General features: G+C 47.5%; 20 protein-coding genes. 11 read left to right on the top strand and 9 right to left on the bottom strand.

The window, feature by feature from the left end; all coding sequences use genetic code 11:
• Positions 1-72: 72 nt before the first annotated feature.
• Genes ACYZ97_RS10295 through ACYZ97_RS10285 form a run of 3 tightly spaced genes read left to right on the top strand, consistent with a single transcriptional unit; the run spans position 73 to position 2,743 of the window.
• Positions 73-1,131: a D-alanyl-D-alanine carboxypeptidase family protein gene (locus tag ACYZ97_RS10295; protein ID WP_473298631.1), complete on the top strand. Its 1,059-nt coding sequence runs from the start codon at positions 73-75 to the stop codon at positions 1,129-1,131.
• 5 nt (positions 1,132-1,136) lie between these two features.
• On the top strand, positions 1,137-2,210 hold the full coding sequence (locus ACYZ97_RS10290; RefSeq protein ID WP_473298629.1) for a CobW family GTP-binding protein: 1,074 nt from the start codon (positions 1,137-1,139) through the stop codon (positions 2,208-2,210).
• Positions 2,207-2,743, top strand: a complete 537-nt coding sequence (locus tag ACYZ97_RS10285; protein ID WP_473298628.1) for a hypothetical protein — start codon at positions 2,207-2,209, stop codon at positions 2,741-2,743. The genes ACYZ97_RS10290 and ACYZ97_RS10285 overlap by 4 nt, the downstream gene beginning before the upstream one ends.
• Before the next feature lie 37 nt (positions 2,744-2,780).
• Here the strand turns inward: ACYZ97_RS10285 and purH are convergent, their stop codons facing one another.
• Together purH and ACYZ97_RS10275 are read right to left on the bottom strand one after the other, a co-directional pair.
• Entirely contained in the window at positions 2,781-4,397 is a 1,617-nt protein-coding gene (gene purH, locus ACYZ97_RS10280; protein WP_473298626.1) for a bifunctional phosphoribosylaminoimidazolecarboxamide formyltransferase/IMP cyclohydrolase, read from the bottom strand.
• 130 nt (positions 4,398-4,527) lie between these two features.
• Complete coding sequence (locus ACYZ97_RS10275) at positions 4,528-6,219, bottom strand: heparinase II/III family protein (RefSeq protein ID WP_473298625.1); 1,692 nt, start codon at positions 6,217-6,219, stop codon at positions 4,528-4,530.
• Positions 6,220-6,293: 74 nt separating this feature from the next.
• On the opposite strand from ACYZ97_RS10275, the gene ACYZ97_RS10270 reads away from it, so the two are divergent.
• Positions 6,294-6,527 carry a hypothetical protein gene (locus tag ACYZ97_RS10270; RefSeq protein ID WP_473298624.1) on the top strand — a complete coding sequence of 78 codons (234 nt, stop codon included), beginning with the start codon at positions 6,294-6,296 and terminating at the stop codon, positions 6,525-6,527.
• Here ACYZ97_RS10270 and ACYZ97_RS10265 read toward each other — a convergent pair.
• From ACYZ97_RS10265 to htpX, 3 genes are all read right to left on the bottom strand, one after another.
• Positions 6,517-7,878, bottom strand: coding sequence for an RsmB/NOP family class I SAM-dependent RNA methyltransferase (locus ACYZ97_RS10265; protein WP_473298622.1), 1,362 nt, complete (start codon positions 7,876-7,878; stop codon positions 6,517-6,519). The genes ACYZ97_RS10270 and ACYZ97_RS10265 overlap by 11 nt on opposite strands.
• Positions 7,879-7,948: 70 nt before the next feature.
• Complete coding sequence (locus tag ACYZ97_RS10260; protein WP_473298621.1) at positions 7,949-8,215, bottom strand: DksA/TraR family C4-type zinc finger protein; 267 nt, start codon at positions 8,213-8,215, stop codon at positions 7,949-7,951.
• A gap of 23 nt (positions 8,216-8,238) precedes the next feature.
• Entirely contained in the window at positions 8,239-9,174 is a 936-nt protein-coding gene (gene htpX / locus ACYZ97_RS10255) for a zinc metalloprotease HtpX (RefSeq protein ID WP_473298620.1), read from the bottom strand.
• Positions 9,175-9,256: 82 nt separating this feature from the next.
• On the opposite strand from htpX, the gene ACYZ97_RS10250 reads away from it, so the two are divergent.
• Both ACYZ97_RS10250 and ACYZ97_RS10245 read left to right on the top strand, forming a co-directional pair.
• On the top strand, positions 9,257-9,472 hold the full coding sequence (locus tag ACYZ97_RS10250; RefSeq protein ID WP_473298618.1) for a DUF1674 domain-containing protein: 216 nt from the start codon (positions 9,257-9,259) through the stop codon (positions 9,470-9,472).
• On the top strand, positions 9,462-10,772 hold the full coding sequence (locus ACYZ97_RS10245; protein ID WP_473298617.1) for a hypothetical protein: 1,311 nt from the start codon (positions 9,462-9,464) through the stop codon (positions 10,770-10,772). The genes ACYZ97_RS10250 and ACYZ97_RS10245 overlap by 11 nt, the downstream gene beginning before the upstream one ends.
• A 46-nt stretch (positions 10,773-10,818) precedes the next feature.
• On the opposite strand, the gene ACYZ97_RS10240 is transcribed toward ACYZ97_RS10245, so the two are convergent.
• Positions 10,819-11,235, bottom strand: coding sequence for a DUF1284 domain-containing protein (locus ACYZ97_RS10240; RefSeq protein ID WP_473300683.1), 417 nt, complete (start codon positions 11,233-11,235; stop codon positions 10,819-10,821).
• Between the two features lie 14 nt (positions 11,236-11,249).
• Positions 11,250-12,701: a DUF4139 domain-containing protein gene (locus ACYZ97_RS10235; RefSeq protein ID WP_473298616.1), complete on the bottom strand. Its 1,452-nt coding sequence runs from the start codon at positions 12,699-12,701 to the stop codon at positions 11,250-11,252.
• Positions 12,702-12,853: 152 nt separating this feature from the next.
• Between ACYZ97_RS10235 and gdhA the strand changes: the two genes are divergently transcribed.
• Positions 12,854-14,203 carry an NADP-specific glutamate dehydrogenase gene (gdhA, locus tag ACYZ97_RS10230; RefSeq protein WP_473298615.1) on the top strand — a complete coding sequence of 450 codons (1,350 nt, stop codon included), beginning with the start codon at positions 12,854-12,856 and terminating at the stop codon, positions 14,201-14,203.
• A gap of 274 nt (positions 14,204-14,477) precedes the next feature.
• Here the strand turns inward: gdhA and acs are convergent, their stop codons facing one another.
• Both acs and ACYZ97_RS10220 read right to left on the bottom strand, forming a co-directional pair.
• Entirely contained in the window at positions 14,478-16,439 is a 1,962-nt protein-coding gene (gene acs / locus ACYZ97_RS10225) for an acetate--CoA ligase (protein WP_473298614.1), read from the bottom strand.
• Positions 16,440-16,632: 193 nt separating this feature from the next.
• Positions 16,633-17,301 carry a YggS family pyridoxal phosphate-dependent enzyme gene (locus ACYZ97_RS10220; protein WP_473298612.1) on the bottom strand — a complete coding sequence of 223 codons (669 nt, stop codon included), beginning with the start codon at positions 17,299-17,301 and terminating at the stop codon, positions 16,633-16,635.
• A gap of 121 nt (positions 17,302-17,422) precedes the next feature.
• Here ACYZ97_RS10220 and leuS point away from each other — a divergent pair, with 121 nt between their 5' ends.
• The 4 genes from leuS to ACYZ97_RS10200 all read left to right on the top strand — a co-directional run bounded on the left by leuS (position 17,423) and on the right by ACYZ97_RS10200 (position 23,900).
• Positions 17,423-20,053: a leucine--tRNA ligase gene (leuS, locus tag ACYZ97_RS10215; RefSeq protein WP_473298610.1), complete on the top strand. Its 2,631-nt coding sequence runs from the start codon at positions 17,423-17,425 to the stop codon at positions 20,051-20,053.
• Positions 20,040-20,618, top strand: a complete 579-nt coding sequence (lptE, locus tag ACYZ97_RS10210; protein ID WP_473298609.1) for an LPS assembly lipoprotein LptE — start codon at positions 20,040-20,042, stop codon at positions 20,616-20,618. Before leuS ends, lptE begins: the two co-directional genes overlap by 14 nt.
• Positions 20,619-21,022: 404 nt before the next feature.
• The gene (locus ACYZ97_RS10205; protein WP_473298607.1) at positions 21,023-23,245 is read left to right on the top strand and encodes a primosomal protein N'; all 2,223 of its coding nucleotides are present in this window, start codon (positions 21,023-21,025) and stop codon (positions 23,243-23,245) included.
• Between the two features lie 31 nt (positions 23,246-23,276).
• The gene (locus ACYZ97_RS10200; protein ID WP_473298606.1) at positions 23,277-23,900 is read left to right on the top strand and encodes a hypothetical protein; all 624 of its coding nucleotides are present in this window, start codon (positions 23,277-23,279) and stop codon (positions 23,898-23,900) included.
• Positions 23,901-23,918 lie beyond the last annotated feature (18 nt).

The raw sequence follows: 23,918 nt of genomic DNA, 5'->3' as shown, positions 1-23,918 counted from the left end.
TTAAAGACATGTTTCATAAGATTATCATTTGGTTCGCAGTAGGTTGATATGAAAAAACGGCTTATATTTTTGATGACTATCATGTTTGCTTTGGCAGGCATCAATCGGGCATTGGCCAATCCTTATATATTGGTAGATGTGCAGACAGGCCGTGTACTTGAGCATCATGAGGCCTTTGACCGTTGGTATCCGGCGTCGCTCACTAAGATGATGACGGCTTATGTGACTTTTCGTGCCATGCAGAAAGGTGAAGTGACGCCGCAGACAGAAGTGCTTATTACACCGCAGGCAGCACGCATGCCGCCTTCGCATTCACCCTATAAAGCGGGCACGGTTTTGACGCTTGATACAGCTTTGCAGATCATGATGGTCAAGTCGGCCAATGATATTGCCATGGCAATTGGTGAGGCGGTTGGCGGGTCGGATGAGGCTTTTGTTGCGCGTATGAATGCTGAAGCAAGCCGTATTGGTATGATTGGCAGCCATTTTGCTAATGCCAATGGTCTGCCCAATCCTGCTAACTATTCAACGGCGCGCGATATTGCTTTGTTGGCAACACAGATCAGGCGCGAATTTCCTCAATATGCGCATTATTTTTCAATCGAGGCGATTGATTATGGGAGTGGCAAGAAAATCGAGCGTAACTCCAATAATTTGATGGGCCGTTTTACCGGGATTGATGGTATGAAAACCGGTTTTATTTGTGCGTCCGGTTTTAATTTGGTTGCATCAGCTACACGTAGCGGCCGTACATTGATTGCGGTTGTTTTAGGGGCAGAGCGTGTCGACCAACGGGAAGAATTGGCTGCCAAGCTTCTGAATGACGGTTATAGCAAACAGGGATCGGCACAGGTCACTTTGGCAACCATGCAGCCTTATGGTCAAAAGCTTTCACAGGTAACCGACAATCGTGAATTGATTTGCAATGAAGAAGCATGGAAAGTGCGGATGCAATATCGTGATGAAAAGGGTAAAACCATCTTTGATTCTCCTTTTATTGCAGTATTGAATGACCAGCCCCATGTCGTGGAAGTGCGACCTTTGCGTGAACCGGCTCCGACAAAGTCGGGTGAACTTCCGTTATGGAAAGTGCCTGTTCCGGGTGAGCGTCCACCCTATACAACCGAGTAGGCTCTATGGATAGGCGTATTCCTGTTACAGTCCTGACCGGTTTCTTGGGTGCTGGCAAAACCACTTTGTTGAACGCTCTTCTCAATGATCCAGCGTTGAAGGATACAGCCGTTATTATCAATGAATTTGGTGAAGTCGGCATTGATCATCTTCTCGTTGAAACAGCCGATGAAGGTGTCATCGAACTTTCTGATGGATGCCTATGTTGTACCATTCGTGGTGACTTGATGGATACGCTTGCCGGTTTGATCGACCGTTTGCAAACGGGCCGAATCAAACACCTTGCCCGTATTGTTATCGAGACAACAGGATTGGCCGATCCTGCACCGATATTGCAGGCTCTTTTGGGGCATCCTGCCATGTTGCAGTCTTTTCAGATTGATAGTGTCATAACGGTGGTGGATGCCGTCAATGGCATGGCAACATTGCAAGCGCATCAGGAAGCGGCCAGACAGGTGGCTTTTGCCGATCGTCTGGTATTAACCAAAACTGAACTGGCCGAGGCAGAAACAGTTGATGTATTACGCGCCCATTTGCAAAGGCTCAATCCATCAGCCGATATTGTTGATGCGGCTAATATCTCTGCGGCAATATTGATTGATTGTGGGATATTTGATGAAGGGGCAAAGCGTGTTGATGTGCAAGGCTGGCTCAAGTTGGAAAATGGCCATCATGACCACCATCACCATGATGTCAATCGTCATAACCAGTCGATCCGTGCTTTTAGCTTGACCCATGACAAGCCGATTCCCTATGCGGCGCTAGATGCATTTATCGATTTGCTGCGCGGTCTGCATGGTAAAAAAATGCTGCGGATGAAGGGAATCGTCAAGCTGGCAGAAGATCCGTCAAAGCCGGTGATTATTCATGGTGTACAGACATTGTTCCATCCGCCTCAACGATTGGACCATTGGCCGCAAGGCGTGGATAATACGCGTCTTGTGATGATTGTCGATGGTATTGACAAAGATGAGATTAGACGTCTTTTTGATGCGTTTACGGATGTGCCGTCTATTGATACTGCCGACCGGCAGGCATTGAGTGATAATCCTCTTGCCATACCGGGACTTAAATTTTGAAGACCATACAGTTACATGCCTTTGGCGCAGGCACAATACTGCGTGGTTTTCTTATTGTGGTTATGTTTGCCTTTGTACCTATATATGCACACGCCGAGCAGTCGCGGTTTTATGAAAACCCCGATATAGCGAAAATATTAAATTCGATAGATTATTATGATGTAGGCTGTGAAAAAGCAAAAACAGGCTTTGATCATCGCTATGGGGAAGCTTATCGCCATTATGATGAAATAGATAATATGGGCTTGCGGGCCGTGCCAACGCTTTTGAAAGCGATTGTGGTTGACGATATCCACTCAAAGGTTGGCTTTAATGGTTATATTTTTGTAGCATCCTGCCTTGTTAAAAGCATAACAGATGAAATTGCACCACTTGATTGGGATAAGATATTCACGAAGCCTTTGGGACAGGGCCTGATATCGGTCGCTGATAAATATGCGGTTTTTCAGGCAATCGTCGATGCACTGGCGGCTCAAAATATTATGCAGTGTGCATTGGTGGACGGGAATGTTGTCTGCATATCCTTAAGATAGATTAAAGCCCCCATATGGGGGCTTTGTGTTTTTCAGTTTAGTGTCTGAAATGGCGCATGCCTGTCATGACCATGGCGATGTTGTTGTCATCGGCTGCCTTGATCACTTCGTCATCGCGCATCGATCCGCCGGGTTGGATGACGGCTGTGGCACCGGCTTCAACCGCTGACAATAGTCCATCGGCAAAGGGAAAAAAGGCGTCAGAGGCGACAACCGAACCAATGGTCAAAGGTTTTTCAAGCCCTGCGGCTTCAGCGGCATCCTGCGCTTTACGAGCCGCGATGCGGGCCGAATCAACACGGCTCATCTGGCCGGCACCAACGCCGACTGTTGCGCCATCCTTGACATAGACAATGGCATTCGATTTGACGTGCTTGGCCACGCGGAAAGCAAATTTCAGATCTTCCATTTCCTTGTCGGTCGGTTGTCTTTTGGTGACAACTTTCAGATCGAGGTCATCGACCACGCCATTATCACGCGACTGGACCAAAAGACCGCCGGAAACGGTTTTGGCTGTCAGACCATTGGCACGGGGATCAGGTAAACCGCCGGTGATGAGCAGGCGGAGGTTTTTCTTGGCGGCAACAATTTCACGGGCTGCCGGTGTTGCATCAGGTGCGATAATAACTTCGGTGAAAATTTTGACAATTTCTTCGGCACTTTCTTCATCCAGTGGCTTATTTAGGGCAACAATGCCACCAAAGGCGGAAACAGGATCACAGGCAAGTGCTTTGAGATAGGCTTCTTTAAGTGTTTTGCCTTCGGCTACACCACAAGGGTTTGCGTGTTTGATAATGGCGACAGCGGATGTACGTTTGGGATCAAACTCGGCAACAAGCTCGAAAGCGGCGTCTGTATCATTGATATTGTTGTATGATAGTTGTTTGCCTTGCAGGACTTCAGCTGTTGCAACACCAAAGCGTTTTTCACCGGTGAGGTAGAAACCGGCTCTTTGATGTGGATTTTCACCATAGCGCATGACCGAATCAAGTTTGCCAGCCAAAGCACGCCATGTCGGGGTATCAATTTCAAGTTCACGAGCAAACCAGTTTGAAATTGCGGCATCATAAGAAGCGGTACGGGCATAAGCACGCGCTGCAAGTTTACGACGGAAGGCAAAATTGAGACTGCCTTCATATTTATCCAGCTCGGCCAGAACTTGTGTGTAATCATCGGGATCGGTGACAATGGCGACATAGCCATGGTTTTTTGCTGCAGCACGGATCATGGCCGGACCGCCAATATCGATATTTTCTACGATGGTATCAGTATCGGCATCGGATGCAACGGTTTCTTCGAATGGATAGAGATTGACGACAACCAGATCGATGCCGACAATATTGTGCTCTTTCATGGCTGCTTCATGTTCGGGATCATTGCGCACAGCCAGAAGGCCGCCATGGATGCCCGGATGCAATGTTTTAACGCGGCCATCCATGATTTCCGGAAAACTGGTAATATCGGAGACATCCTTGACCGGAAGTCCTGCCGCAGCGATTGCTTTTGATGTGCCGCCGGTCGAGATTAGCTCGATACCGTGGTGGTGTAGCTTTTGTGCAAACTCGATGAGACCGGTTTTGTCGGAAACAGAAAGAAGGGCGCGACGCACACGAAACAGATCGGGTGCGGGAATGTGTTTGGATGAAACAGCCATAACAAAGTCCTGAAAATTGAAATTTCGGTTATCTCAGGGCTGATAACACAGGGCCGACAAAAATCCTATCTTTTAACAGCGGTTATCCCTGCTTTTGCTGAAAGGGGCCGTTGTTTTGCGTTGATATATTTTATTCGGATACAATTTTGACCATGCGCCAGCGAATGCGCGGATGAAGAGCAGGATGACAGTTCAAAACGATTTGGCGGGTGCGTGTCGGACCATTCAAAGCGGCAAAATCAATGGAATCATCAAGCTCAATATCGGCATCCATACATGAGAATGTCCAGACATCACCGCCCATGATTTCAAGTCTGATACCATTGCTGGCATAGCTGACTTCGACATCGGGATGCAAATGAAAGCGAATGGCTGCCTGTGTACCGCCATCGGTTTTGGGCAGGTCAAGACCGGGTGAGAAAAAGCGGTCGAAACCTTCAATAATCGTGCCATCATGATTGAGCACGATACCGCGCTCATGACACAGGTTAAATGTACTGACATAGCCGTCATGGCTGGCAATAAAGCCGTTGCGTTCCGGTCCTTCGATACGTTCTACCTTGATGTTTCTAGGGCCGGACAGAATAGGCGCGGTTGCGCGTAAACCTTTTGTACGGAACCGGCATGATGATGTGTCGTTGATTGTTGCGGTTGAGTGCGCTGCCGTGGTACGGCCCAGAAAGCGCATATCATCACGTCCGTAAGGATCAATGCCGGAGTTGATGATAAAACGGCGGCTTCCTGATGATAATTCAAAAGAAAGACAACCGGCTGCGGCCTGTTCAGATGCTGTACGCGGCGGTGTTGCACCGGTATCGGCGATGATGGTGGTATGGTTGGCATGCAGGCGTTGATAACCGGAATGCGGGGCGTGGGAAAATGGATGCCCAGCCGTTTCATCAAGACCAAGAATGACGGCCAGCCGTTCAGGCAAGAGAGGGCCGACACCGTTAAAACGTGCCAATGTACCATCTTGATGTTGGAAAAACCGCAAGGCCGGCAACATGCGTTCGACCGTGTCGACAAGATTGCGTGGCGGTGTTGTTGTGCAATGGATAAAGCTGTGCCGTAGAGAAATAAGATCAGCCAGCAGATCAAGCAGGATGGCAGGATTGCGTGAAATATGTCCGCCATCAGGCAGAATTTGACGATTGAGAGATCGCTCTAGTGCTTGGATGCCACGCTTTTTGTGTTTTAGTGGGACATCAAGAGCAAGATTGGCAAAAACCAATGCAATCTCGGCTGTCAATCGTTTCTCATTATCATCCATTGAACGCACAAGCGTACGTAACAACCGCACTTGGAAACCCAAGGACTTTAAAAATTTCTTAGAAAAACTGGGAGCGGCATCATTAAGCAGCATATCAGCATGGGATAGCCAGCTCATGATCCGACGGCCGATAACTTCTCCTTGCCATGGTGTCCCCTTGATTGGTGAGGAGACAAGTTTGATCCAGTCGAGAAGTAGTGAACGTGCATGGGCAGTAGCGATACCGGTTTTGGCCGCTGCCATATGGCGGAGCCAGCCGAAGTCATGCAGTGCTGTTTCCCATCCAAGGCTTGGTGGTTCGACACGGAAGGGAGAGATTGATCCGGCTTGCACAATACGACCGGCTAGAGCAAAACGGCCATGATAGATTTCATGGGCAAGCTCCGGGTCGGCAAGATGTAGATCAACAGGAATATCACGGATATATTGAGGGGAAAAACCGGAAAAGCGCCACCGGAACAAAGGCCCTATCTGTAAACGGCGAAAAAGCCGCAGAAAATGATCTGCTGCTTGTAAGGTGCCGGATAACGGGCTGGTGGTTAAAGCACTCACCAAAGTATTTTCTCCCTTTCATGATTGAAGCCATTGTCTTCAATTATAGTGAATGAATGGTTAACTTTTAGGAGATGACGCTGAAAAAACGGATGTTGATTCTAAGTATTTTTATTATGGCTGTTTTGAGATTGAGGTGTTTATTCGCAATAGCAAAGGCTGGCTTAAAAATTATTGGTGTTTTTTTAAAAAAACGGGTGTTTCTTGGTGACGTGCGTCGTCAGCCAAGGGCTTTAACAACTGTTCATTTTGATGACAGGAATCAGAATGGAAATCTGTTGCGTGGATTGCTTCAAATCAGTTCTTGATTAAACGGGCGGCAAAAAAACCATCCATACCGGCTAAGGCTGGATTATCGTGGGGAAGGTCGGCGGGTGTTGTGCGCAGATAGCCTTCACGAGTAACCAGCTGTTCCATGCCTTTAAGTTCATCAGGCTGGATAGGAGAGAGCGTAATGTTTTGGCGGGTTGCAAGCAGTTTTTCTACCAGCGTTTCACCTTCCTGCTTTGCCAGCGAACAGTTGGAAAAAACAATGGTGCCACCTTTAACTGTTAAATTAATCGCATGTTCAAGAAGCTCGTATTGTAGGGCGGCCAATTTGTTTACATCATCCAGATTTTTGGTCCATAGAACATCAGGATGGCGTCGGATTGTACCGGTTGATGAACAGGGCGCATCAAGAAGGACGGCATCAAAAAGCTGTTCGGGTTGATAATCTTTAAGATTACCTGCCCATGTCTGAACTTTCAAACCAAGACGTTCCATATTGAATTTTAGCCGTTTTAGCCGGTTCGCGGAGAGATCAAGCGCTGTGACATGGGCTCCTTGTATTGCCAGTTGGGCTGTTTTTCCACCCGGTGCGGCACAAAGATCGGCAATATGTTTGCCCTTTATGTTGCCCATCAAGCGGGCGGGAAGGCTGGCGGCGACATCCTGAACCCACCATTCGCCGTTATCAAAACCATCCAGTTCCGTCAGTGAGCCATTCAAGCGTTCTATTCGTACCGTGCCATTGGGCAGGGTCATGCCGCCGAGTCTTTTTGCCCATTCTTGTGCATTGTCTTTTACGGTCAGATCAAGGCAAGGCTCTTCATTTTGTATGGCGATAATGGCCTTGGCTTTTTCTGATCCATAATTTTGTATGAGTATATCATTGAACCATTCAGGTGTATTGGCGATAGCAGCGGTATCATTTTTAAGAGTGTCTGCATGGCGGGCAATGTTGCGCAAGACCGCATTGACCAGACCGGAAAATCGGCTATTGCGCGGGTCAAGTTTGGCTGCCGTCACACAGAGATCAATGGCGGCATGATCTGGAATATCAAGATAGAGAATTTGGGCGCAGCCGATATGGAGAATATGGTTGAGCGACAATGCATTAGCCGGCAAAGGCCGGTCAAGAAAATTTGCCAATGCAGCCGTAATCGTCGCACGGTGGCGAAGACTGCTGCCCAATATAGCGCGACATAAGGCGCGATCACGCGGTTCAAGTGCCAGATATTGCGGGTGGCCGTGTTCATTGTCGGTCAAACCGTCCAGAGAGGTTTTTTTATCAATAACGGCAGAAAGCAGACGGGCTGCGGTTTGACGGGTTGCGAGACCAGGAATATCGGCTTCTATTCTCTGTTGTTGTTTTTTATGGGGGCGTTTTGTCGTCATGATCGGTGCTCGCTTTGGTTGCTTGTAGCCCGATCATGAAAAGGGGTCAATTGCGGAGGGATTATGCTTTCTATTTCAGCTGGCTATCCTTGCTGGCGCGACGGTTATAGGTGCTGGTGACTTGTCGTTCTTTTTCCAAAGCTTGCTGACAGACAATACAATAGCGCACACCGGGCAGGGCTTTGCGGCGTGGTTCCGGTATCGGTTCGCCACATTCATTGCAATATTCGGCACTTTCACCAGTTGGCAAATTTTTACGTGCCAGTGATAGCGCATCATCAAGACTGGCTTCAATCTGTTCTTCGACAGCGCCGTCTATACTCCACCCTCCAGCCATAGCCTTTCCTCTTTTTTTGTATTTTATCTTTTACGCATCCAATTCGGACGTTTTACTGTTCGCCGCATATTTTGATGCGGACTTGCTGTTGTCATCTGGGCCCCCATTTCTTCTGCCTGTTGGCGCAAGGCGGCAATACGGTTTTCTGTCGCCGGATGGGTGGAAAAAAGACTGTCCGTTCCTGAACCATTCAGCGGATTGATAATGAACATATGGGCGGTTGCCGGATTATGTTCGGCTTCTTCATTGACCATTTCATGGGCTCCGCGGGCAATCTTATTCAAGGCCGATGCGAGCCATAGCGGATTGCCGCAAATTTCGCCGCCGCGCTTGTCTGCCGCATATTCGCGTGTGCGTGAAATGGCCATCTGTACCAGCATGGCAGCAAAGGGAGCAACGACCATGGCAATGACCACGCCGATCAAACCAAGCGGATTGGAGTTCCCGTTGGAATCGCGGTTCCCTGCACCCATAAACAGGATAAAATTACCAAGCATCGAAATAGCGCCAGCGATTGTCGCGGTGATTGTCATGGTTAGCGTATCGCGGTTTTGCACATGTGCCAGTTCATGCGCCATGACGCCGGCAATTTCTTCCGGACTTAAACGTTGCAAAAGGCCTGTTGTTGCCGCAACAGCTGCATTTTCAGGATTGCGACCGGTTGCAAAGGCGTTGGGTTGCGGATTTTCCATAATGTAAATTTTGGGCTGTGGTAGGCCGGCTTTGCGTGCCAGATCGGAGACAATCCTATAATATTCGGGGGCTGAATGTGCATCGGCTTGCTTGGCGCCATACATGCGCAAGACCATCTTATCCGAATTCCAATAGGAAAAAAGATTCATGCCAGCTGCGATCAATAAAGCAATTATAACACCGCTTCCGCCGCCGACCAGATAACCGACACCCATAAAAAGCGCCGTCATGAAAGCCAATAGCATGGCGGTCCGCATCATATTCATTGCCGATAAACTCCATTTTCTTTATAAGTCTTGTATATGATGGGGCGCGTGTGCTGTTTCTTCAATATCCATGGTTGGCGAAATGAATGAAAAAACTGAAAAAATGCAGGAAAATCCGGTAGGCGAGAAAAAGAATCTACCGCCAGAGGCTTTACGCGCCTTGAAAGAAGCGGAAGAGCGCCGCAAACAGCTTGAGATGGCTAAAAAGAATACACCGAAGGAACTGGGCGGCCGCGGCGGTGAAGACCCGTCGCGCTATGGCGATTGGGAAATAAAGGGGCGGGCGATTGATTTCTAGACTTTTGTTCTGGTTCGCGTTGCTGTGGACATGGGCGCTTGTTACAAGCGCCCATGCCGACTGGTGGCAAAATCCGGCAACCGGACGCATGCTTATGCTGCCTGAAGATATCAGCGCGGAAGTGATAGAAACATCGACGCAATATATCGCAATCAACTCACGATTGACTTCGGTGTCACTCACGCTTCATCCTGGTAGCCATAGCCTTTATGATGATGACCCCTCTAGCCATGACACGTTTGATTTTGTCCCCAACGGCGAACTGTCCGGCTATCCCATCCAATCCTATGATGATAAGCGTGAGCCGCGCGAATTCCACATTGATGTTGATGGCCAGATGTGGGGTGTCAAGTTTTATGACGGTGAGGACAAGAAACATTATCGCGATATTCTCGACCTGTTTCAGCTTGTTCTGCCCTCCATGAAACCTTTGGATGACGGCGAGGATTTTCTGCTGTTACTGCCGTGGACAAGGACTAAAATCAATCTTGGTCGAGACGTGATGATGGCTGTTTCATCAGGCACAGGCATTGAGCAGCAAGATTATGATGGCGGTATCGATATTCGTGCCAAAAATTTTTCGATAACGCTATCAAGCGAAATGGTGGCACCGGAATTCAGCGAGAAGCGTTTGCAGCACAAAATTGCCGATTATGAACAACGTGAATTGCTTGATCCGTTTAAAAAGGTAGCCATATCGGGAAGGCCTGTCTGGAAGGCGCAATCAAGAAGGGCCGTGGTACCGTTTCCGGTTGCCCATTATACCATTTTTTATTATCTGGTGGTTTTAAAAAACCGTATCTGGACGATCCGCTCGAGTGTTTATGTTGATGATGACGGGCGCGATCAGGACAGGGCAAAACGTATTGATATCATTGAGCAGCTGGTTGCCGCCCTGCCCGATAATCCGCCTGAAATTGCCCATCAGTTTACCAATGCGCAAACCGGCAAAACACTGGCCTTGCCTGATGGCTGGGGGGTGATTCAAAGCTTTCATGATGGTCGTGCCATTCTTGATAGAGGCATTGTGCGTGTTGATGATGTGAGTGAGGTTACTGTTATCGATTATCAATGTGATGAAGATCGGGTTGGCGAGATGCAGTATTGGTCAAAAGAGAGCGACTATTATCGCAAGATACGTTATGGCGGTCGTGAAGCGTTTATTCGCGATGACGGGATTTATTCGGTCTATGCTGCTGCTGATGGCAAATTGGCCTGTGAGTTGCTTGCCTATAACATAGAAAACGATAGAAAACTTCAAGTGTTGGCAGAAAAGCTTTTTGCAACAGGTGCCAAATAGACCAGAAGTGATAGAGGCAGCATTTAAACCGGTTTCAGATTTCTGTTTATAGGCACGTATGCCGGAAGTCTGTTTGTGCAATTTGTGTGCAGAATTCTTCCCATTGACACCCCTTGCAGGCTTTGCGGATTTTATCGCCAGCAAAAGCCGCGCGCAATGATGTGAGGGTCGCTTCATCCAATAGGATGACATCACCTTTTTGTAGGTTTTGTCCGAGCAGCAGTCCTACATCATGTAGGGCATGACGGTCTCGGATTGTAATATCAAAATCATGGCAATGACAATCAGGGCAATCAAGCCAGCCCTGACATATATCATCGGGAGCATCAACAATTTCTATTTGTTGGTTTTGTTTCAAGCGCTTGATCAATTGCTCAAAATTGTCGGCAAAGGCTGGTGTATAGCCTTTGCCGACAAAGGTGAGAATGCAAAGCAGATGATGGCCGCGTAGCTTGATGGTCATATTGGTCAAGCCAATCAGTCTTCTTGCGTGATACGCACCGTATAGGTAAGGGTTGTCTTATCCTTGGGCTTGACCGGCACAGTCCAACTGGCGGCATTGGATGCAATTTTCTCGTGTTTGATGGATTCTTTGGTGATCGTCCACAGATTGGAGAAAGGCTCGGTAACGAGGACATCAACCGGCACATCCTTGGCGTTGGCTACTTCGATTTCAATGGTCTGTTCGGTGATTTTTTTAGAAATGCGCTTGTAATCGGTGCGTTTCCATGCGCCTGTCACATCGAAAGCGTTGCCGAGTTTTAGGGTAACTTTCTGTTTTTCCGGTGTATGATCGATCGAATCTTCGCCAATAAAAAGTGCGTTGCCAGCTGAATCCGGCTTGTAGACACGGATGATGCCTTTGGGCAGGGCAAATCCGAGATTGTCATCCTTGTCGTTGTTAAAAGAAACAAAGGTTTCGATCTTACGCTTTTCGGCAGCCCCTACTTGATCGCTGCTATAAAGGTTCCAATTGCGCTCCATGCCCATACGATAGATTTTAGTTACGGGTACATTTTGTGCATTGAATAAGGCGACCTGCTTGGTCTGGTTATTTTTAAGATCGGTCGGTCGGTTCAATGTATATAGATAGTATTCCGACAGGTTTTCTGATGCCATGTCTGCATTGGGAGCGTATTGCGTGCGGTCATCGGCTGCCCCTGCCATCGCCTGATAATTTAAATTGGTATAAACACGGTTCACATCACCGGCAACGAGTTGCAGCTTGGCCTGTTTATAATCTGTTCCGCTTTTATTGGTGAGCGTTACCCAGCCGTTCAAGGATAGGCTTTTTTCATCTTTGCTGAGTTCAGCAACATAATCGGCTTTCCAGTCAAAGCCCGCTGTCAGATAGGAAAGGTCAACAGTTTTGGCACCTGTTGCTTCGCTGTCGATGCTGGCGACAAGAGTGGGCCGGTCGCGCAGATTTTCCGGTACGCTGTCATATTGGATGCGGGCATTGGTAGGAAAACCGGTTTCAATGCGATCTTTATATTGCAGTACAACGCCATCATTATTGGCAAGTACCTTGACTTTTTCCTTTATCTCTTCATCGGTTGTCGGATTGATCGATACGACAGTGATGTCATGGCCGACATATTTGTTGAAAAGTGCATTGGGTGTCAGCAGATCGAAATCGAAATTCTGTTCGACAAGGTGCAGACTGCCATCGGCGCTGACAAGGCTTGCAGTTTCAGGGCGGATTAGGGCTGATACATCACGCAATGCGTAATGATTGATGCCTTTGTCGAAATTCAGCGTACGGGTTTCACGTATAAGGGCCAGTTGATCATTATAAATGGTGACGGCAACGGCACTACGATCCTCGCCAGGACTTGTCTTTTCAACGACATCATCGGCCTGTGCCGCGCCTAGCGATGTTGTCAATGCACCCGCAAGCACGAAATTTTTGATAAAGTTACGATTCATAGGGCGGCCCTTTTTATGTCATTGTTAAATAGAGATTATGTTTCAAATTGTGGCGGTGTTAAGATCAGTCATGATTATCTAAAAATCTTTGTAGCGCTTTTATAGAAATAGAATATGATTAGCGCAAAATACATCCTGTTAAGGTAGAAAAAATGTCGAATATTGATGAAAAATTGTTGCCGATTCTTAATTCTGTTACACAACGCAATGCCGGTGAAAAAGAATTTCATCAGGCGGTCAATGAAGTTCTGAATAGTCTTGGGCGGGTCATTGCCAAGCATCCTGAGTATACTGACAATGCGTTGATTGAACGGATTTGCGAGCCGGAACGGCAAATTATTTTTCGTGTACCGTGGGTGGATGATAAAAATCAGGTGCAAATCAATCGCGGATTCCGTGTCCAGTTTAACTCGGCGCTTGGCCCGTATAAGGGCGGGTTGCGTTTTCATCCGTCGGTTAATGTTGGTATTATCAAGTTTCTTGGTTTTGAACAGACCTTTAAAAATGCTTTGACCGGTTTGCCTATCGGTGGCGGCAAAGGCGGGTCCGATTTTAATCCGCGCGGCCGCTCGGATGATGAAATTATGCGCTTTTGCCAATCGTTTATGATAGAATTGCACCGTCATATCGGTGAATATATTGATGTGCCTGCGGGCGATATTGGTGTCGGTGGGCGCGAAATCGGATACATGTTCGGCCAGTTCAAGCGTTTGACCAATCGTTATGAGGCCGGTGTTTTGACGGGGAAAAATCTTCTTTATGGGGGTTCACGTGCCCGTACAGAGGCAACAGGTTATGGTGCCGTTTATTTTGTCGAGCGTATGTTGGGTTCAAGAAAACAGAGTCTGGAAGGAAAGAAGGTTGTTGTTTCCGGTTCCGGCAATGTGGCTATCTATACGATTGAAAAGATGATTTCGCTCGGTGCGAAAGTGATTGCATGTTCAGATTCTAACGGTTTTGTTGTTGATGAAGATGGTCTTGATCTTACTCTTATCAAGGAAATCAAGGAGCAACGGCGTGAGCGTATTTCGCAATACACCAAGCTTAAAGGGAGCAGTGCTTATTATAAGGAAGGCGGGTCGATTTGGTCGGTAGCTTGCGATATTGCCATGCCATCTGCAACACAAAATGAGTTAACCGGCAAGGATGCCGCGATGCTGGTGAAAAATGGTGTGATTGCTGTTGGTGAGGGTGCTAATATGCCTTCGACACCTGAAGCGGTTGAGATTTTTCAAAAAGCGGGCGTATTGTTTGCACCGGGTAAAGCTGCCAATGCTGGTGGTGTTGCTACATCGGCATTAGAAATGCAGCAAAATGCATCACGCGAAAGTTGGACTTTTGAAGAAACAGAAGAAAAACTTGCCAGTATTATGCGTAATATCCATGATATGTGTGCCGAGACAGCAGAAGAGTATGGCGTGCCAGGTGACTATGTTACAGGTGCCAATATTGCCGGTTTCGTTCGTGTGGCTGAAGCGATGAAACTTTTAGGTATTGTTTAGGCCAAGGCGCATTACTTTTTTAATGGTAAATAGAAAAAGCCTGTGCACGGGACAAAGAGAAGCAGGTCATGCCGTATTGGATGATATGGTATCACGACATCAATCCGCCCATTTACGATTGATGTCGTGAGTACTTGTTTTATCTTGATATTTTTTAGAAGATTGCTTGATAAGGTTTATTTGCCAATTCCATCAATATAAAAACCGCCGATAAACGGCGGTTTTTATGTATTCAAGGTTCAGATAATGATTCTGAATTTGGTATATTTCCAACTTATGTGCCGGGTTTTTTATTCTGTCGGTTTTTGATCAGATCTTCGACTACCTGTGGTTCAGCAAGGGTGGAAATATCACCGAGATTTTCATATTCGTCCTCGGCAATCTTGCGTAGAATTCGGCGCATGATCTTGCCGGATCGGGTTTTCGGCAAACCAGGGGCAAACTGAATTTTATCTGGTGTTGCAATCGGACCAATTTCTTTGCGGACATGGGCAATCAACTCTTGACGCAACTCGTCTGTCGGCTTGGTGCCTTCCATTAGGGTGACATAGCAATAGATGCCCTGTCCTTTAACGGGATGCGGATAGCCGACAACAGCGGCTTCCGACACAGCGTGGTCGGATACAAGTGCCGATTCGACTTCTGCTGTACCCAGACGGTGACCGGAAACATTTAGCACATCATCGACGCGGCCTGTGATCCAATAGTAGCCGTCCTCATCACGACGACAGCCGTCACCCGTAAAATATTTGCCTTTATAGGTGGCAAAATAGGTTTCAATAAAGCGCTGATGATCACCATAGACCGTTCGCATTTGTCCTGGCCATGAGTCAATGATGCACAGATTGCCTTCCACACCATTGCCTTCAAGCACCTCACCTTCGGCATCAACAATTTCTGGTTTGATGCCAAAGAAAGGACGCGCAACCGATCCTGGTTTCAAAGCTGTTGCACCAGCTAGAGGTGTAATCATATGACCGCCGGTTTCCGTCTGCCACCATGTGTCAACAAGCGGACAACGTCCCTCACCGACAACATTATAGAACCATTCCCAAGCTTCCGGATTGAGCGGTTCGCCAACGCAGCCCAAAAGACGTAGGGACGCGCGGCTTGAACGGGTGACATACTCATCGCCGGCCCCCATCAGGGCGCGTACAGCTGTCGGAGCTGTATAGAGGATATTGACCTTGTGTTTGTCGACTACTTCCCAAAAACGGGCTTGATCGGGGAAATTAGGTACACCTTCAAACATTAGACTGGTGGCACCGTTACAAAGCGGGCCATAAACAAGATAGGAGTGGCCTGTTACCCAGCCGACATCGGCTGTACACCAGTAGACTTCACCAGGGTGATAATCGAAGACATATTCATGGGTCATTGAAGCATAAACAAGGTAACCACCGGTTGTATGCAGAACGCCTTTTGGTTTGCCGGTAGAGCCGGATGTATAAAGGATGAAGAGTGGATCTTCTGCCTTCATTTTAACCGGCGGGCATTCGGCTTTGGCTTTGGCCATTTCTTCATGATACCAGAAATCACGTCCCGGTGCCCAACCGATCTTGCCGCCGGTACGACGCACAACCATGACCTGATTGACCAATGTATATTGACGTGCAGCAATATCGATGGCGTGATCGACATTTTCCTTTAGATTGATTGGCTTGCCGCCGCGCACACCCTGATCGGCCGTGATGATAAAAGTTGACTGGCAGTCGACCAGACGGCCTGCCAACGCTTCTGGCGAAAACCCAGCGAAAACGACCGAATGGACAGCGCCTATACGGGCGCAGGCCAGCATGGCGTAGGCTGCTTCGGGAATCATCGGGAGATAAATGGTAACGCGGTCACCTTTTTTGACACCGCGTTTTTTCAGCACATTGGCGAATTTACAGACATTTTCGTAAAGTTCGTTATAGGTGATTTTCTTGTCGATATAGGGGTTATCCCCCTCCCAAATGAGTGCAACCTGATCACCACGACTTTTCAGATGGCGGTCGATACAGTTATAAGACACATTGGTTACGCCGTCTTCGTACCATTTGATTGAGACACGGCCTTTATAATTGGTGTTTTTAACTTTTGTGAATGGCTTGTACCAGTCGATACGCCTACCGTGCTTTGACCAGAATGATTCTGGATCCTGAATGCTTTCTGCATACCACTGTTTATAGGTATCTTCATCAATCAATGTATTTTTTTTGACACTTGCCGGAACGGGATAGACTTTTTCAGTCATAGACTGCCTCCTCTTTAAAATGCGTCCCATATGTGGCACGCATAATTCCTCCATTTGCTTGTGGCCAAGCACCTCATGTTCAGGTTAGACGAAAAAGAGGGGGGTTGGATAGTCTTTATTTAGATTTTTCTATCAATTTTTTAGGAACGGTCCGTGATGAGACAGAAGGCTTTTATTTTGTTTCTGGAATGGCTTAATATTGGCGTGCACCGAAAATCGCGGATCCAACGCGTACGGATGTCGCGCCAAAAGCAATGGCGGTTTCATAATCGCCGGACATGCCCATGGAAAGAAGAGATATATCGGCTTCTCCTGCCAGTTTTTTTAATAAAGCGAAATGGGGGCCATGATTTTCATCGACCGGAGGGATGCACATGAGGCCGATAATATCGAGTTTGAGTTCTTCACGGCATTTTCGGACAAAAGAAAGAGCATCTTGCGGGTTGATGCCTGCCTTTTGCGGCTCCAATCCGGTATTGACCTGGACATAGCAGGCAAGCTGTCTTTGCTGTTTTTGCATTTCTTGTGCCAAGGTAACGGCAATTTTTTCGCGATCGACGGTTTCAATCACATCAAAAAGCGCCACGGCTTCAGCAGCCTTGTTGGATTGTAATGGGCCAATAAGATGCAGCTCGATATTGTCATAGGTTTTGCGCAGTAAAGGCCATTTGTTTTGGGTTTCCTGTACACGGTTCTCGCCGAAGATACGTTGGCCTGCTTCCAATATTGGGAGGATATCATCGGCAGTAAAATTTTTGGAAACAGCGACAAGTTGCGCGGCGTTTTCTTTGCGTCCGGACTGTTTGAGGGAAGATGCGATGTGATTGCGTACATCTTGCCAGTTTTTTACTGCATCAGACATTCAAACATTCCTTTTCTTTGTTCTTTTTGATCAAAAGCGCATTGAGACAGTTGACGCTTGCGCCAATCCATGGTGAACCAAAATAAAGTTTTTTTAAAGCGGTCTGCAAGAGAATAACACGATGACAAACAATATGACTATCGGTGAACGGTATAATCCGCGTGCGACAGAAAAAAAATGGCAAGCGGTCTGGGACGAGACACAGGTCTTTAAAACCGACAATCATGATTCACGTGAAAAATATTACGTGCTGGAAATGTTTCCTTATCCGTCTGGTCGCATTCATATGGGGCATGTGCGTAATTATGCCATGGGTGATGTTGTAGCGCGATATAAACGTGCGCGTGGCTTTAATGTCCTACATCCGATGGGGTGGGATGCTTTTGGTATGCCGGCTGAAAATGCCGCGATGCAGAACAAGGTACATCCTAAGGAATGGACCTATCAGAATATTGCCACCATGAAGACGCAGTTGAAGTCTATGGGGTTGTCGCTTGATTGGTCGCGTGAGTTTGCGACTTGTGATGTCGATTATTACCATCGCCAGCAGATGCTGTTCGTTGATATGTATGAAAAAGGACTAATTGCACGTAAATCCTCCAAGGTGAATTGGGATCCAGTTGATCATACGGTTCTGGCTAATGAGCAGGTGATTGACGGCTGTGGCTGGCGCTCGGGCGCTCCGGTTGAGCAGCGTGAATTAACCCAGTGGTTTTTCAAGATTACTGATTTTGCTGATGATCTGTTGCAAGGGTTGGAAACACTGGATGAATGGCCGGAGAAGGTGCGCGTTATGCAGCGTAACTGGATTGGCAAATCGGAAGGTATTTTGATTCGCTGGGAAATGACACAGGCCAGCAAAGCTTCAGGTTTTGACGAAATCGAGAGTTATTCGACACGCCCTGACACTATGTTTGGTGTTTCTTTTATTGCAATTGCTGCCGATCATCCGATTGCTAAAAAATTGGCTGAAACCAATAGTGAATTACAGACATTCATTGAAGAATGTCAACGTAGCGGTACATCAACTGCCGATCTCGAAACGGCCGAGAAAAAAGGTTTTAAAACCGAATTGCAGGTTGTTCATCCTTTTGATGAAAAACGGCATATTCCAGTCTATGTCGCTAATTTCGTTTTGATGGAATATGGTACGGGTGCTGTCTTCGGGTGTCCAGCTCATGACCAGCGTGACTTGGATTTTGCCAATAAATATAATCTGCCTATTACACCGGTTGTTCTGCCTGAAGGACAGGATCCGGCAAGTTTTATCGTGACCAAAACGGCTCATACTGAAAAAGACGGTGTTATGATCAATTCGCATTTTCTGGATGGTCTGAAGCCAAAAGATGCTTTTGATGAAATTGCCAATAGATTGGGAAAAAAGCAGGTCAATGGACGTAGTCAGGGTGAACGTAAGGTTCAATTCCGCCTGCGTGACTGGGGTATTTCGCGCCAGCGTTATTGGGGATGCCCGATTCCGATGATTCATTGTGATGATTGCGGTGTTGTTCCGGTACCAAAAGCCGATTTACCTGTCAGGCTTCCCGATGATGTTAGTTTTGATAAGCCGGGTAACCCGCTTGATCGTCACGAGATATGGAAAACAGTTAAATGTCCGCATTGTGGCAAGGCAGCAAGGCGTGAAACCGATACGATGGATACATTTGTTGACTCAAGCTGGTATTATACTCGCTTTACATCGCCGCATGAAAATGAGCCGACTGATAAAAAGGCAGCTAATGAATGGTTGCCGGTCGATCAATATATCGGCGGCATTGAGCATGCGATTTTGCATCTTCTTTATTCACGTTTTTTCACCCGTGCCATGAAAGTGACAGGCCATGTCAATGTGGAGGAGCCTTTTAAAGGTCTCTTTACACAGGGTATGGTGGTGCATGAAACCTATCGCAATGCGCAGGGATGGGTTTCGCCTGCCGACATCCGTATTGAGGAAAGGGATGGAAAACGTTTTGCAACCATGCTGTCTGATGGCGAGAAGGTTGAAATCGGCTCGATTGAGAAAATGTCGAAATCGAAGAAAAATGTTGTTGATCCTGATGATATCATTGCCTCATACGGTGCTGATACCGCACGCTGGTTTATGTTGTCCGATAGTCCGCCCGAGCGTGACGTTATCTGGACGGAATCAGGAGTGGAAGGTGCGCATCGGTTTGTTCAACGTGCTTGGCGGCTGATTTCAAATGCCGCGCCGGTATTGAAAGACGTAACTGGACGGGCGGCATCTGAAGGTAAGGCGGTTCTTATATCAAAGGCTGCACATAAAACATTGAAGGCTGTCGCGGATGATATTGAAAAACTTGCTTTCAATCGGGGCGTGGCGCGTCTTTATGAACTGGTCAATGTTTTGGCCCCTTATTTGCAGGAAAGCGAAAAACTTGACGATGTCACAAAAGCCGCTTTGCGGCAGGCTGTTGATTTTCTAATCCATATGTTGGCACCGATGATGCCGCATCTGGCAGAGGAATGTCATACATGGCTCGGTGGTGACAAGATGATTGCTGAAATGCCGTGGCCTGTGTTTGACGAGGGTCTGACCATTGATGACGAGGTTGTTTTGCCTATCCAGATTAACGGTAAAAAACGCGGTGATTTAACCATTGCACGTGATGCTGGACAGACTGATATTGAAAAAGCTGTTCTCGCGCTTGATTTTGTGCAATATCATCTCGAAGGAAAGACACCGAAGAAAATTATCATTGTACCACAGAGGATCGTCAATGTTGTTGTTTAAACCTATTTTGTCAAATGCCAGAAAGGCTACAGCTATCTTTTTTGCCTCTGTAATGATGTTTTCGGCCGCATGTACAGTGCAACCGCTTTATCAGGGCAGCAATGCAGATGGGACAGCAAAACTCAATGTTTCATCGCCAGTGCGGGCAAAGTTGGCCGGTATTACTATCGATCAGGCAAAAGACCGTTTTTCTCAGTTGGTTCGCAACCATTTGATTTTTCTTTTGGGCAATGGTGCGGGTGAACCTGCAACAACAACTTATCAACTCAGTTTGAATGCTACCTACGGTATCCGTTCGGCGGTGCAAATCGATATTGGTGATGATACAGATAAGACAGGGCGTGCGTCTGCCGGTGCTATTGATGGTACATCCAATTATGTGTTGAAAGATATGGATGGCAGTGTTTTAGCTAAACGCCGTCGTATGGCCACAGCATCATTTGACCGCCCAAGACAGGAATATGCCAATCTTCAGGCAGAGCAAGATGCTATTAAGCGTGCTGCAGAAGAGCTTGCCGAACAGGTTTTCCTTTCCTTGGCTCAGGATGTATCGAAACTGCCTTGAAAATCGGCATCGACCAAATGATGCTGTTGTGATTGGAAAGGCAGAGATTATAAACGCGGGCTGTCGCTCGCGTTTATAATAGGGCGTTTTTCATGATAGAAATTAATACTTGACCATTGCGTTGATTGGCTTCGCCGTTTTTTTAATCGAACACCAGAGTAACACAAAAGATAATGAATTTTTGATTGTCTGAAGTCAGCTGAAATATGGACTTTTATTGGAGCGCTCAAGATAGTTATTGATATAGGTGAAATCAATAAAGTCCGTAAAATCAATTTACTAAAAATAAAATAGGATTACGGATAGATAATTGGTCTTGTTCCGAGGTTAGCGTTGCATCATCCATACAAGGTAAACATTGTTGAACGAAGGTTTGGCATGGTTTAATCTTTATAAAGAAGAATGTGTTGAAAGAGACGATGCCGTCAATGACGCCAAGAATGCCACAAGATTGCGAGCTGTCTTATGATAGTGTTGCGGTTATTGTGCCGATGCCGGCTGAAAATGCTTATAGCTATAGTGTCGCTCCGGGGCTTGATCTTAAGCCGGGACAGCTTGTACGTGTTCCTTTGGGGCCGCGTGAAGTGGCCGGTATTGTGACAGACCGTATGCCGGATAAGGTTGCAGCCAAAAAGTTGCGGCCGGTTTCCAAGGTATTTGATTGTCCGCCTTTAACATCCGAACTTATGCAATTTATGGCTTTTGTTGCGCAGTATACGTTGTCGCCGATCGGTATGGTGGCGCGTATGGTTTTGAGAGTGCCTGCTGCTTTCGAGCCCGAGCCGATGATTGAAGGATTGCGCTATATTGGCGGTGAACCGAAAAAAATGACAGCCGCACGCAGTCGCGTTATCGCGCTTGCAGGGGATGGTATGGTATGGACGCGCTCCGGGCTAGCCCATGCAGCCGCTACATCATCGGGTGTTGTAGACGGCTTAAAGGAACAAGGCTTTTTTGAAACAGTTATGCTGCCATCACATGCTGTTGTACCTGCGCCCGATCCTGATTATACGGTGCGGCATTTGGAGGCTGGTCAGCAGGAAGCTGCAGAGCAGTTGTGTGCGGCTGTGGAGGCAAACAAGTTTATTGTTTCACTTCTTGATGGCGTGACCGGTTCGGGCAAGACAGAGGTTTATTTTGAAGCGGTGGCGGCTGCCTTGAAAGCCGGACGGCAGGTATTGATCCTTTTGCCGGAAATCGCTTTGACGCAGCAATTTCTTGATCGCTTCGAGAGTCGTTTTGGCGCGCCACCGGCGCAATGGCATTCGGACATGACACCCAAAGCGCGTGAAAAGGTCTGGCGTCAGGTGGCCGAAGGCCGTGTCAGGGTTGTGGCGGGTGCACGTTCGAGCCTATTCTTACCCTTTGAAAATCTTGGACTTATTGTTGTCGATGAAGAACATGACACGGCATATAAGCAGGAAGACCGTGTATTTTATAATGCGCGTGATATGGCGGTTGCCAGAGCATCAATAGGTCATTTTTCAGTTATTCTTTCATCGGCAACGCCATCGGTGGAAACACAGGTTAATGCGGCGCGCGGACGCTATCAGCGGGTTGATTTGCCTTCGCGTTTTCAGGCGGCAGCTTTGCCAGATCTTGTTGCCGTTGACATGCGCAAAAATCCGCCGCCGCCGGGACGATTTTTATCGCCGCCGTTGGAACAGGCTATGGCCGAGACCTTGCAGGCGGGTAGGCAGTCTTTGGTTTTCCTCAATCGGCGTGGTTATGCTCCTTTGACATTGTGTCGTGTTTGTGGTCACCGGTTCCAGTGCCCGAATTGTTCAAGCTGGTTGGTCGAGCATCGGGTTCGTGGCCAGCTAATGTGCCATCATTGTGGTTATCATGAGCCAACGCCTGAGGCTTGTCCGGAATGCGGTACGCTTGATCATCTGGCCGCTTGCGGGCCGGGCGTTGAACGGGTTGCGGAGGAAGTATCAACACTGTTTCCACAGGCGCGTCTGATTATTCTATCGACCGACTTTATTGGGGGGGTGAAACGTTTACGACTTGAATTGGAGGCAGTTCAGAAGGGAGAGGTCGATATTATTATTGGGACCCAGCTGGTAGCCAAAGGCCACCATTTCCCATCGTTGACGCTGGTTGGTGTGGTTGATGCTGATTTGGGGCTGGCCAATGGTGATCCACGTGCTGCTGAACGCACTTTTCAGTTGCTCAGTCAGGTAACAGGACGCGCTGGTCGTACGGGAGAAAAAAGCCGTGGCCTTATCCAGACATATCAACCGGAACACCCGGTTATGCAGGCGATTATATCCGGTGATTCGCAGTCGTTCTATGCCCGTGAAATTATGGAGCGTGAACGCCATCATCTGCCGCCTTTCGGCCGCTTGGCCGCGCTTATTGTTTCTGCTTCTGTGCGGGCTGAGGCTGAAAATTATGCGCGTCTTTTGCGTCAGTATGCACCGAAAGATGCCAGCATCGCTATTCTGGGACCCGCTGAAGCGCCTTTGGCACTGATTCGTGGGCGCTATCGTTTTCGGTTGCTCATTCATGGTGATCGTCGCGCTAATTTGCAAAATTATATTCGTGCAATTTTAGCGGCAACACCGCGTGCGCGTGGTACTGTACGTTTGCAGATTGATATTGACCCGCAAAGTTTTCTATAGACGTGATATTATTTTTTGGAAATGGATTAAAATGCGATCTTACTTAATACTTTTCTTGTCATTTTTATTGGCTACATCTGTTGTTGATGCTTATTCAGAGCCGCTTGCCGCGCCGGATGTGTCTAAAGTGGAGAGTTTGGACGCCGGTCTTTATGCGCTCGGGCTGAATTGGATGATGCAGGCTGATGAACAGATTGCAAAAATGCAAAAAGATCCAGCGCATTTTATGCAGATATTGTGTCAACAGCCAGCCAAGCATGCGCGTTCATGGGTCTATATGAATGCGGCTTTCCATTATGATGCTATTTTGACAGCGCTTGATGCAGTCAAACTTAAGTTTGGTAATAATATTGGCAGTTTGGCCAAGCTTGAAGCGCTGAAACAGCTTATTGCTAATCGTCGTGAAATCTATGACATGGCCCGCAGTCTTCAATTGAGTGATGAAGTTGTGGTGGAGCGCCTTGGTAAAAATGATGATGCTCTTGATCGGTTGCTGATTGAATCAGGAAGTACCGTCGCAGCTACGCCGATTGATTCACAACTGGAGGCGGATTTTCGTTCACGCAAAACTTTAATGCTTGATATGCAGCAGAAAATCAAAAAGACATGTGGGTGGAACCCGCAAGATCAGCATACTTATAGTGAATTGCAATAATGGGAATGGAGGGATGGC

The organism is Bartonella sp. bp_1 (assembly GCF_055808085.1).
The sequence above is the reverse complement of the archived record's forward strand: the minus strand, read 5'-3'. Positions and strand labels throughout refer to the sequence as shown.